Origin of the sequence: Bowmanella sp. JS7-9, assembly GCF_004329715.1 — a bacterium.
Classification (GTDB): Bacteria; Pseudomonadota; Gammaproteobacteria; order Enterobacterales; family Alteromonadaceae; genus Pseudobowmanella; species Pseudobowmanella zhangzhouensis.
The window spans coordinates 81523-93427 of record NZ_JXSY01000011.1 but is presented as its reverse complement, the minus strand read 5'-3'; the positions used below and the strand labels follow the sequence as shown (position 1 = coordinate 93427).

Here is an 11905-nt window from a genome sequence, read left to right as displayed (position 1 = left end):
AGACTATGGCGAACTGGCATCGTGCCACCGTACAGCAGAACCATGCCTGGAGTGACAACCTGTTCAGCCTGAAGGTAGATTATCCCCATGGGGATTTTATTGCCGGACAGTTCGTGCGTCTGGCGCTGGAGGTCAATGGCGAACGGGTACAACGAGCCTATTCATTAGTGAACCCACCTGGCGTTGATTACGCGGAAATCTATTTTACTTCAGTCGCAGACGGCAAATTATCACCGGCTCTGGCAGCGCTGCAGGCTGGCGATAGCGTCGACATTTCCTATCCTGCCAGCGGCTTTTTTACCCTCGAAGAAGTCCCGCAGGGTGAGGCTTTATGGTTGATTTCCACTGGCACCGGTATCGGGCCATTTTTATCCATGCTTGGCACCGATGCGCCATGGCAACGGTTTAACCAGATTGTGCTGGTGCACGGCGTGCGCTGGCAGCGGGATCTGGCCTATCAGTCACTGATTCAGCAGTTGCAGCAACAACATCCCAGGCAATTGGATTATGTACCTGTCGTCAGCCGCGAAAGCGTGCAAGGCGCGCTACAGGGCCATTTGACCCAACACCTGCAAAATGGCGCAATTCAGGCACAAACCGGAATCCTCATCAATCCACATTCGCAGGTCTTGTTGTGCGGTAATCCACAAATGATCAGCGAGTGTAAGACCTGGTTGTTAGAACAGGGGCTGGAAAAGAATTTACGCCGCAAACCGGGGCAAATCACCACCGAGCAATATTGGTAACGGACGGTTAGTCGCGTTGCAGCTGCCCTACATCCAGCATAGGTGCGGCATCCAGTTCCTCGGCATCCATCATTTTGGCAATGCGCTGTACGGCCGCCAGCATCTGACTTTGCTCCCACTCCTCCAGCGACTCAAAACGCTGTATGAAGTGTTGCTGCAATGGGGTAGGCGCACTTTGTACCAGTTGCTTGCCCGGTTCGGTCAGATATAACTCCACCCGACGTTTATCCTGATTGGAACGCTGACGAATAATCAATTGGCGGGCCTCGAGCCGGTCAAGAATACTGGTGACTGTTGCCGGGCTCAGATTAATGCTTTCGGCAATCTGACGCGCCAGAATGCCATCATTGGCTGCGATCTGCTGCATCACAATCAATTGAGGGCCGGTTAGTCCGGATTCGCGGTTTAATTTTTTTGAATACAAATCAATGGCGCGAATCACTCTGCGCAATGAAATCAATAATTCTTCGTATTTTTGCACGCCTGTTTCCGGCCAATTACTTTCAGCGCGAACCATATCAGACTGACCGCCAGAATCAATTTTCTGACATCAACGGCAAATAAATATCACTGATCAGCGCATGTTCCGGTGTGTCGGGATACAGATTTACCCGCTCAATCATCAGCGGAAAATCGGCCAGCGATTCGGCATTTTCGGCCAACCATTCTGCATATAAATACCGTGCTACGGCCTCTACGCCGGCCCAACTGCCCACGTGCCGGGTTTTAGCCCAGCGCATGGGCGGAATCTGGCGGGCATAAATGTTTAACTTAGGCGCCTCCATCGGCGCCGGCGTTTCCACGCCTATCAGCACGCGGTTTTGTTGCGGCTCAACACTGTGCGGGTCGGTAAGATACAGGTTAAACGTACGGCTGCTGTGCGGGGATAAACCGTTCGCTCGCCGCCACTGGATAAAAGGTTGCAGGGTTACCAGCAAGCTTTGCATCGGCCCGCAGTGTTCAATACAGGCAAGTTGCAACGTTGGGGTGGTAACAATATCAACCTGAGGTTGCATAGATTGCTCCTGATGGACAATGGGTTGAGGCCAATGAGGTTGAATACGGAATTGACTGGGTGAACGGCCGGTATACTCGCGAAAGGCGCGGCTGAACGCTTCTGCGGACTGAAAACCACAATCCAGCGCAATATCCAGAATCCCGGTATGCGGCTCCCGAATCAGTCGATGAGCAGCCTGATCCAGTCGCCAGCGTCGCATATAGGCATGTAACGGCCATCCCGTGGCAGCACGAAATAACCGGTGTAAATGATACGCCGAACACCCCACCGCCTGACTCAACCCATACAGATCGATCGTTTGCTGCGGATTATCACTCAGCCATTTGAGGGTACGGGTAACTGCCGGATGCATCACATTCTCCTTTTTTTGCGATTATGCCGCGATTTCCCGCTTAACCCATGACCATTCTTGCGTTTTATCTTTATGTACAGCTTTACTGACAAATTCTGGCTGGCCTTTATTTCATATTTTGCTAAATTAGATGAAACTAAAATTAAAGCCCGCTACTCTAAACAGCAAATTCACTGTGGAGAATATCATGATCAAAGTCTGTCCCCACTGTCAGCAAAAAAACCGCATTCCGGCAAAGTTTCTGGCTAGTCAGGGAAAATGTGGTCAGTGCAAACAGGTGATGCCTGCCAGCGATACACCACTGGATGTGAATGCCACAGATTTTGACGACATTATCCAGCAGGCGAGTGTGCCGGTGCTGGTAGATTTTTGGGCCAGCTGGTGTGGCCCGTGTCAGGCCGCCGCCCCGGAAGTAGCCAAACTGGCTAAAAGTAACGCCGGCAAAGCATTAGTTCTCAAAGTTAACACCGAACAACAGCAGGCACTGGCCGCCCGCTACGGTGTACGTAGCATTCCATTTTTTGCCGTCTTTAAAAACGGACAGATACACTGGCAACAGGCCGGGTTAATGAGCGCAGCCCAACTGAATCAGGCATTGCACAGCTAACGCCAGACAAGCGTAACAAGGAGACAGACAATGCAAAGCGCATTTCACGTAGAAGCCTTTTTGGATAACGACAGCGAAACCTTTAGCTATGTCGTCAGTGATAATCAGTCGGGCGAGGCGCTTATCATAGACCCGGTGCTGGACTTCGATCCTAAGTCTGGCCGCACCCGTACCGACAGCGCTGAACGCATTCTTGCTTATGTGGGTGGCAAACATCTGGCGGTAAAATGGATATTAGAAACTCACGCCCATGCCGACCACCTGTCCGCCGCGCCCTTTCTGCGCGACAAACTCGGGGCAGGTATTGCTATTGGCGAACACATCACTGATGTACAAAGCATCTTTAAGCAGGTGTTCAACCTGGAAAAAGAATTTCTGCCCAACGGTGAGCAGTTTGATCGCTTATTTGCCCATGGCGACACGCTGCAAGTCGGCAATCTGCATATTCAGGTGCTGCATACACCCGGACATACCCCGGCTTGTGTCAGTTATCTGATTAATGGGTCGGCATTGTTTGTTGGCGACACCCTGTTTATGCCTGATGTGGGTACCGCGCGCTGCGATTTCCCCGGAGGCAGTGCGCACACCCTGTATCAGTCCATCCGCAAGCTACTGGCTCTGCCGGGCGAAACCGCTATGTATGTGTGCCACGATTACCCGCCCCAAGGGCGCAAGCACGAATCGCGCACCAGTGTGGCGGCGCAGCATCAACATAATATTCACGTGCACAATGGCGTCAGTGAAAATGCATTTGTCAGTATGCGTGAAGCCCGCGACGCCACATTGTCTATGCCCCGGCTGATACTACCGGCCATCCAGGTCAATATTCGCGCCGGTCAACTGCCGCCAGCTGAAGACAATGGCACGGTATACCTGAAATTACCGATCAATGCGCTGTAATCTGTCATGCTGATTAATGCCATTATCGGCGCCCTGATTATTGGCCTGTGCCTGAGTATTTTTGGCTCTGGCGGCTCAATTCTGACTATTCCGGTACTGTTATATCTGGTGGGTATGCAACCGGAACTGGCTATCGCATCGTCGCTATTGATTGTCGGCATCATCAGCTTATTTAACGGTAGCCTGCTAATTCGCCATCGGCAGGTGTCCTGGCCGCATGTGCTGCTGTTCGGCTTTCCCGGCATGGTAGGCACCTACCTGGGTGCCTGGCTGGCACTTCAGATAGACAGCCGCGTCCAGCTGGCGGTGTTTACCGTACTCATGCTGTTATCTGCGATATTAATGTGGCGCAGCAAACCCAAACCGACGCAGCAACCGGTACAACACCTAAAACTCATGCTGGATGGTATCGTGGTCGGCGTCGTCACCGGTTTTGTTGGGGTGGGCGGTGGTTTCCTGATCGTACCCGCACTGGTATTGATGGGCGGTTTACCGCTAAGCATTGCGGTGGGCAGTAGCCTGCTGATTATTAGTATCAATGCGGCCAGTGGTTTTTATAAATATTATTCCGTGATGGCTGCCGCCGGCGTGCAATTTGACTGGCAGATTATTGCGATAATGGCCGGCGGGGGGGTTGTTGGCGGTTTGGCTGGTCGCTATATCAATCAATTTATCAATAAAGACAAGTTACAAAAGGCCTTTGCCATCTTTTTAGTCATGATGGCAGGCGTGGTTCTGGTTAAATCGGTACTTTGAGGAGAAGAACATTATGAAAACAGCACAACAACTGGTGGGTGAAGTTAAACCGACCATCAATGAAGTGAGCATCGAACAACTGCAACAGGCTTTAAACGACCATCACACGATTTTAATCGATGTGCGTGAGCAAAATGAATTCGCCAATGGCCATATCGATCGGGCAGTGAACTACCCTAGGGGTGTGCTGGAATTTCGCATCCACCAGCACCCATCCGTCACCCAGTTATGTGATACCGAACAGGCGCTGCAGGAGCTGGCAAACAAACCTGTCTATTTGATTTGCCAGTCTGGCGGACGCTCAGCGTTAAGCGCCGAAGCACTGACCCGCATGGGTTTCAATCAGGTGAAATCTGTCGCAGGCGGTATGCAGGCCTGGACAACTGCCGGCCTGCCAGTCACTCAATAAGCCTAACGGCGGAACTGATCCAACTGGCTGTCTACCTTAGCGGCCAGTTCGGTCATCTGCAGCGTATGCTTGGCCATATCACTAATGGTGTGCATATTCTGCCCGGAGTGTTCACTGATTTTGTGCATATTCTGGTTAATCTCACGAATACTCACCGATTGTTGCTCGGTAGCAACCGCAATCTGATTGGTAATATCCAGAATCTCGGCAAAACGCTGCTTATTGCTGGCCAGAATCTCTTCTGCCTGTTGAATCGACTCAGAGGTTTGTCTTGAGCCCAGCACAATCTGATTGATTTCGTCGGTCACTGAGCCAGCAGACTGGCGCAATTGCTCGATAATTTGCTGAATTTCTTTGGTCGACTCGGCAGTTTTGCCGGCCAATGAACGCACTTCGTCGGCTACCACCGAGAAACCCCGCCCCTGCTCACCGGCACGCGCTGCTTCAATGGCTGCATTGAGTGCCAAAAGGTTAGTTTGATCAGAGATCGACTGAATCACCTCCAGCACACCGGCGATGGTTTGGGTATTATTGTTGAGTGTCTCAATTACCTGCGCCACATCATCAATTTTATTACTCAGCCCATGAATATCCTGACGGGAACGCGCCACCACCCCAGCAATTTGTGCGCGGTTATCTTCAACCTCGCGTGCGGTATTCGTCGCATGTGAGGCATTCGAGGCAATCTCACTGACCGCAGCATTGATTTGGGCCATCGCGGCAGACATATGGGTGGTGTTGGTGTCTGTCTCATGGGAACTATGCATACTTTGCTCTGCCTGGCGACGCAGCTCAGTAGCCAATCCCCGAAGTTGCGCAGCTTCAGCAGAAATCGAGTCAAACACCTGCTGCAACTTGGCCGCAAACGCATTATATCCGCGCGCCATGGCAACTACTTCGCGCTCGCCTTCTTCCGGCAAGCGGTAGTTTAAATCTGCCTCACCCATACCCAAACGCTTGAACATGCGCGCCTGACGGTGCAGCGGACGGGTCAGCGTGCCGGCCAGATACCACCCCAATAACGCAGTGACGGCCGTTGCCAGCAAGGTCCAAATCACACTCTCCCACACCATACGGCTCACGCCGGCAAAGACTTCACTACGCGGCACCTGTGCGACTACATACCATTGCATGCTGGGAATGTAGCTGGCCGCAACAATCCAATCTTGCCCATCGAGACTGGCTTCACTGACTGCAAACGTACTTTGCTGTAATAACGCGGAGGCTGCGGCATTGCCGAATTGGCTGGCCAGCGTGGCAGTGCCCAACAGGTTGGTATCATTGTGGATTTGAATTACGCCCTGACTGTCTGCCAGAAACACGAAGCCGCTCTGCTCCAGAGTAAAGCTTTGTAAAAAGGTAATCACGGACTCAAAGGATTTGGCCGTACCAGACAAACCACGCCCGCTGACCTGCTGATAGTTAACAAACAGGTCTGTTTTACCATCCGGGTATCGGTAGGTACTGACCATGTCCGCCAGCCCACTGCGTTTGTAAGCGTAAAACCAACCATCTCTGTTATCGTCCTGCAAGGTGCGCAAAAAGCCATCCTGATTCCAATATTTGGCGGATTGTCGGTCGGCAAACGAAGCAGCGCTAAGGCCATTTTGCGTAGCAATTTGTTTAAGCTTAGCCACCAGCAAACGCTCACCCTCTACGGACTGGCCACGCTGATTCCAGTCAAGAATCATGGGATCGGTGGCAATTTGCCGGGCGATAGTTTGCATCTGACTGATTTCTTTATCGATCTCTACCGCAATGCGTTGCACAACATTGGGTAGCTCTTTTTCCAGTACCCGCTGTTCTACACTGCTGCTCACCCGCAACAGATTAATCGACGCGACCAAAGCCGCTGCTATCAGTACAGACGCAATCAGGCTAAAGGCAATTTTTTGTTTGATAGACAGGTTTTTCATACAACTACTACGCGTTCTTTCCGTGACACCCTCGCCAGTTAAACGGCGAAAAGTGCGAAATCATGAGAGTTTTTTGCTCAATGCAAATAAGCAAGCCAGCTTATCACATACAAATTGTGTTGCGGCTATCGACTGAGATTAATCACTCGAGGTTGCATAAAAGTGACACTGCGACTGGCAGCAACAGCATTGCACCCAGTGGATAGCTGTGAAATTATCCGACCAGACTCATTAAACAGGCCAGATCTATGTCACAACCCAACCGCGTAACGCTGGATATTCAGGGGCACATTGCCCATGTACGGCTGAATCGTCCGGACAAGCACAATGGGTTGGATATGCCGATGTTCCGCCAGCTGATTCAAACCGCCAGAAAAATCGAAAAAAGCCGCGATATCCGCTGCGTGATTTTAGCCGGTGAAGGCGCGTCTTTTTGCGCCGGGTTAGATTTTTCAGCCATCGCCAAACAACCCTCTATGGCGGCACGGTTATTTTTAAAATGGCCGTGGCAAAAAACCAATATGGCGCAGGAAGTCGCCCATTGCTGGCGACGATTATCCGTTCCGGTAATCAGTGTCATTCATGGCAACTGTTTCGGTGGCGGGATGCAACTGATTCTGGCCAGCGACATCCGCATTGCCCATCCGGATACCCGCTTGTCGATTATGGAAATTAAATGGGGACTGATCCCGGATATGAGCGGCACCATCCATCTGGCGCGCCTGACTCGTGAAGATATCGCCAAAGAACTGACCATGACCGGCCGTTTATTTAGCGCCAGCGAAGGCGCTGAATATGGCCTTATAAGCCACGTCAGCAGCGAACCCATGGCCCACGCAGAAGCGTTAGCGGCAGAAATCTGTGCCAAGTCGCCCACTGCCATCGCTGCGACCAAGTCGCTGTTTGATAAAACCTGGCAAGTGGGAAGCTGGCGCGCATTATTCTGGGAACGCTGGACGCAAGCCAGACTGCTTGGCCGTAAAAACCAGCGTATCGCGATGCAAAACGGACTAGCTAAAGACAAGCCCGCGAAACCCTTTTTACCGCGAAACTGAATCCGGAGTAGTGATTGTGTTATTAATCAGGACGATTGGTATTGCCCTTATCTGGGTATGGATGACTGGCACATTACGCGCCGAAACGGTTGAAACCATTACATTGCCCCATGCCAGCTTCGAACAGGACTTAGCATTCAGCGTGCATTTACCCGATGGTTACATGGACAATCCGGATAAGCGTTACGTGCTGTATTTCGATTTTGATCCCAAAGCGCAGCGTTACCTAGGGGGTATACATCATTGGCTGAGTTTCAACGGCGAGTGGCCGTGGCTGCAAAGCATTATTGTTACACCGGCACCCGGCAATATGATCGGCACCTTATTCGATGAATCTGGCAACACCACGCCCATCATTGATTTTATTGGCGATAACCTAGTCCCGGAATTGGAAAAACGCTACCGCCTGAATGCATTTCGCATTTTTAGTGGCTTTCGGGTCAATGGCACCCTGGTACTCTCTGCGCTACTGCACCGTCCGGAGATTTTCGACGCCTATATCGCCGTTAATCCCGAGGTAAAAGATAATCTGGCCGGGGTAAGCCAGCACGTAAAAACCCATTTGCCCAAACTCGATGGCAATCCGCGATTTTTATACCTGAGCACCGGCGAAAATATTAAGGTCGACCATCAGTTCGCCGAATTGCGCCAATTGATTAGCGATGTAGAACAATACGCGCCCTCCTCCTTGACGTTACATGGCCAGACATTCAGCGATACCAATGCCATGGCACTGCCACTGTTATCTGTGATCCGCGCGATTGAACTGATGTTCGATGATATCCATAGTGGCTTATCCCCCACGTCAGATATTTCCCAACAGGGTGTATCGGCGATTAAAGCCCATTATCAGTTTATTTCAGAAAAGAAGTACGGGTTTCCGGTATCGCCACAGGACTCGATCATTGCACTGGCTAACTATGAGTTAAAGAATAATCCGCAAAAGGGATTAGCCATTCTCAAACAAAATACCCGGGATTATCCGCAAGATGCTTACGCACACCACGCACTGGCGCAGGCTTATATGCAATTGGGTCAGTATCAGGACGCGGTTAACGCACAAACCACAGCGGCGCAACTGGCCGAGACTATGCTGACCTGGCACAGCAAGCGTATGAAACGATTTTTAGCGGAATACCAACAGAAACTCGTTGAAAATAACATCGAACGCTAAAGCCAGCGGCAGCCGCGTCCCTGAAAAAAGGGGCTGCCGCCGTTTCGGTGTTGTGATAATGACGTGACGCTTTACTTGCTGTGGTCACATCAACTTTCGCCCCTGAACACTTCAATATTTCCGCAGCAAAGCGCAACTCTGTATACTCCGCCCATTCACATTGCCGGATTGGGCACTCCATGCTTTTAAATGACGTTTTCCGCCGCTTGCGCTTCGCATTAAGTCTCGACAACAGTGCCACCATCGCCATCTTTAAGCTGGTTGATTACGACCTCGAAGAAGAATACCTGATGAGTATGATGCGCCGCGAAGATGAGCCGGGCTTTTTGCCCTGCCGCGACAAAATACTGAGCTTGTTTCTGGATGGGTTAATTATCAAAAAACGCGGTAAACAGGAAGGCGCAGCACCTGCCCAAATGAAAGCAGGCGAGCGACTCACTAACAACGACATACTGCGCAAAATCAAAATCGCCATGACATACCAACAAGACGATATGCTGAACATCTTGCGCGCCGCTGGTTTCCCGGTCGGCAAAAGCGAACTCACTGCATTATTCAGAAAGTCAGACCACCGCAGTTACCGCCCATGTGGCGATCAACTCCTGCGCAATTTCCTGCAAGGGATGGTGAAAGTTCATCGACCTAACGTGCAATAAACGGAACAGACTGAGCGCAGGGCTTGGCGGATTTTTTCGCTAAGCCTGTTTTATGGGATGCTCCGCCTTTCCAAAATACCGCAGCTTAGGCGGCTATGAGTCACATCGAATGCCCAGCTGCTGCATTTAAAACGGCCCTAACGAGCGGATTCGGTGCTGTAGATATTGGCGTTTTGCTGCACCAACTTGCTGAATAGCAGGTAGCCGCCCCGTACATCAAAACCATTGGTAGTGGCGTTGAACAGGGTGCTGACATCGTCGTTGTCTTGGTTGTAGTGATAGAACTGATAATCGGGATAGCCACTTTGCCAATACCAGTGTTTACCCTGCTTGATCAGATTGAGTTGGCGACCATCAGTAAAATGGGCGGTTCTGAGTACTGGATCTGCGACAAGCTGTGGTTGTGCTCCGACGTACAAATTGCCCTGCTGATCGAGCCAAAGGCTGTCATCCGGATGGCTGCTGAAGCGCGCGAATTGCCAGGTATGCGGCGCTTTTTGCAGGGCTTTTTCCTGCAAATCATAAAAATATAGCTGCCAGTTGGTTTGGGTTTTCAAACTGAATGCCAGGGTGTGCGCATCTTTAAATGACAAGCCGCGGATTTCCGCCTCAGGTAAGTCGAGCACCTGTGTTGCGCCATTACCGGTATCAATCAGATGGATCTGATTCAGCGTCAGTCCCGCCAGTTGCCTATCATCGGGCGACCAAACTAAATCAATATAGTGGCGACTATCGCTGAAGTGCGTGAGCTTACGTGGCGTGGCTGCCGCTGAGTCGGCCAACCAGATTTCTTCATTGCCCGAGCGCTGACTCACAAACGCAATGCGCTCACTTTGCGGTGCAAAATGCGCCAGCCTGTCATCGGTGCTACTGGTGAATACCGCTGCACTAATGGCATCATTCAGCGAATACAGCTGGCTGTTGTAATAGTTCTGGCCACCAGTAAACAAGTAGTCGCGGCCGTTGGAATGACGTTGCGGCCACGACAGGATCAACGGGCCACTAAACAGGGTATTGGTCTTGTCACCGTCGAGGCTGAACTCGCTGAGCTGATAGGTCGGATGCTCTCCGGTCACCACCACATGTTCGCCATCCTGGCTCCAAATCCCACAGCACACATATGCATTTTGTTTGAACAGCAGGGTCAGAATGTTGCTGTTCAGATCGAGCTGATAAAAGCCCTCCCATTGCTGTTGGTCGGGCGAGGAGATGAGTAGCTTATTTTCAACGGGGTGCAGGTCGAACTGACTGTTGCCAGCCAACACCGCCTGCGGTTGATTCAGCCGTTCCACTTGCTGGCTATTCAGATTCAGCCGGTAGAGCAAATAAGGTGCGCCATCGCCATTGGTGGCGGTAAATACTAACTCTGCCGGTTTATGGGTATAGCTGATAATGCCGTAACTCCCCGCCGGGCATTGATGAATCAGCTGTGGCTCACTTAACTGCATGCCATCCAAATCACGCACATAATATTCGCAGCGACTGGGCGAGGCGGCCAGATAGACGATTTGCCTGCCGTCGTCGCGCCATTTAGCTGGCCCAACACCCAGATCTTCACCATGGGAAATCTCAATTAACTGCTGGTCCGACACACGTTTGAGAAATTGCCGTACCTTGCCCTCGTGATGGATGGTGTAAAGCAATCTGTCACCGCTGGGCGAGAGTTGTGGGAATGAGGCAGTTCCCTTGTCGCTGGTCAGGGCTTTCACGCTGGTGAATGTCTGGCGGTTTTCGGTGGGCAAAAATTGCCATAGCAATGCCACAATCAATACTGGCAATAGCATTAACATTGCCGTGATATTACGTTTCTGTTGTGTGGGAAGGTCGGGTTCTGGTTCGGTTGCCGGCATAGTAACAGATTCTTCAATCCGTTCCGCCCGGGCGATAAAGCTGTAGCCTTTCTTGGGCAGGGTGGCGATAAATTCCGGCTGACGTGGATCGTCGCCCAGCGCCTTGCGCAGTTTGGTCACTAGCCGACTGATAGCATTGTCGGTTACCACCCGACCTTGCCAGACCTGATCAATCAGTTCGTCTTTACTGACGGTACGATTGGGCTGGGTACAGAAGTATGCCAGCAGCTCGGCGGCCATCGGTTCCAACGCTATGGTTTCACCATCACACCACAGCTTTTGCCGTGCCGGGCAAAATTCAAACCGGCCAATCCGCCACATTTCTGGTTTTCCACCTCATTGATTTGCAAAGCAAAATAGCATTATTGCAGGTGCCGGTCATCAAAAGTCACGAAAAATCACCGTACCATCATGTGTTTCCGCCTCGTGTTTTTTAGGCTGTGCGGCAATCCCAAAACATGCAGGA

At 51.4% G+C, this 11905-nt stretch carries 12 protein-coding genes; 8 read left to right on the top strand and 4 right to left on the bottom strand.

What is annotated here, in order from left to right:
* Window positions 1-5: 5 nt before the first annotated feature.
* Complete coding sequence (locus TK45_RS05850) at window positions 6-746, top strand: ferredoxin--NADP reductase (RefSeq protein ID WP_131257707.1); 741 nt, start codon at window positions 6-8, stop codon at window positions 744-746.
* A 7-nt stretch (window positions 747-753) separates the two neighbouring features.
* Here the strand turns inward: TK45_RS05850 and TK45_RS05845 are convergent, their stop codons facing one another.
* Together TK45_RS05845 and TK45_RS05840 are read right to left on the bottom strand one after the other, a co-directional pair.
* Window positions 754-1227, bottom strand: coding sequence for a MarR family winged helix-turn-helix transcriptional regulator (locus TK45_RS05845; RefSeq protein WP_131257706.1), 474 nt, complete (start codon window positions 1225-1227; stop codon window positions 754-756).
* Between the two features lie 55 nt (window positions 1228-1282).
* Complete coding sequence (locus tag TK45_RS05840) at window positions 1283-2116, bottom strand: GyrI-like domain-containing protein (protein ID WP_131257705.1); 834 nt, start codon at window positions 2114-2116, stop codon at window positions 1283-1285.
* A gap of 187 nt (window positions 2117-2303) precedes the next feature.
* On the opposite strand from TK45_RS05840, the gene trxA reads away from it, so the two are divergent.
* Genes trxA through TK45_RS05820 form a run of 4 tightly spaced genes read left to right on the top strand, consistent with a single transcriptional unit; the run spans window position 2304 to window position 4788 of the window.
* Entirely contained in the window at window positions 2304-2723 is a 420-nt protein-coding gene (gene trxA / locus TK45_RS05835; RefSeq protein WP_131257704.1) for a thioredoxin, read from the top strand.
* 30 nt (window positions 2724-2753) lie between these two features.
* On the top strand, window positions 2754-3623 hold the full coding sequence (locus TK45_RS05830) for an MBL fold metallo-hydrolase (RefSeq protein WP_131257703.1): 870 nt from the start codon (window positions 2754-2756) through the stop codon (window positions 3621-3623).
* A gap of 6 nt (window positions 3624-3629) precedes the next feature.
* A complete protein-coding gene (locus TK45_RS05825) occupies window positions 3630-4379 on the top strand; it encodes a sulfite exporter TauE/SafE family protein (protein ID WP_131257702.1) in 750 nt (249 codons plus the stop codon).
* 13 nt (window positions 4380-4392) lie between these two features.
* Window positions 4393-4788, top strand: coding sequence for a rhodanese-like domain-containing protein (locus TK45_RS05820; protein WP_131257701.1), 396 nt, complete (start codon window positions 4393-4395; stop codon window positions 4786-4788).
* Between the two features lie 2 nt (window positions 4789-4790).
* On the opposite strand, the gene TK45_RS05815 is transcribed toward TK45_RS05820, so the two are convergent.
* A complete protein-coding gene (locus tag TK45_RS05815; protein ID WP_254426550.1) occupies window positions 4791-6704 on the bottom strand; it encodes a methyl-accepting chemotaxis protein in 1914 nt (637 codons plus the stop codon).
* 248 nt (window positions 6705-6952) lie between these two features.
* Between TK45_RS05815 and TK45_RS05810 the strand changes: the two genes are divergently transcribed.
* The 3 genes from TK45_RS05810 (at window position 6953) to TK45_RS05800 (ending at window position 9589) form a co-directional block, all read left to right on the top strand.
* Entirely contained in the window at window positions 6953-7759 is an 807-nt protein-coding gene (locus TK45_RS05810) for a crotonase/enoyl-CoA hydratase family protein (RefSeq protein WP_131257700.1), read from the top strand.
* Between the two features lie 16 nt (window positions 7760-7775).
* Window positions 7776-8933, top strand: coding sequence for a hypothetical protein (locus TK45_RS05805; protein WP_131257699.1), 1158 nt, complete (start codon window positions 7776-7778; stop codon window positions 8931-8933).
* Between the two features lie 179 nt (window positions 8934-9112).
* Window positions 9113-9589, top strand: coding sequence for a DUF1456 family protein (locus TK45_RS05800; protein ID WP_131257698.1), 477 nt, complete (start codon window positions 9113-9115; stop codon window positions 9587-9589).
* Between the two features lie 137 nt (window positions 9590-9726).
* Here the strand turns inward: TK45_RS05800 and TK45_RS05795 are convergent, their stop codons facing one another.
* Window positions 9727-11760 carry a winged helix-turn-helix domain-containing protein gene (locus TK45_RS05795; RefSeq protein ID WP_131257697.1) on the bottom strand — a complete coding sequence of 678 codons (2034 nt, stop codon included), beginning with the start codon at window positions 11758-11760 and terminating at the stop codon, window positions 9727-9729.
* Window positions 11761-11905 lie beyond the last annotated feature (145 nt).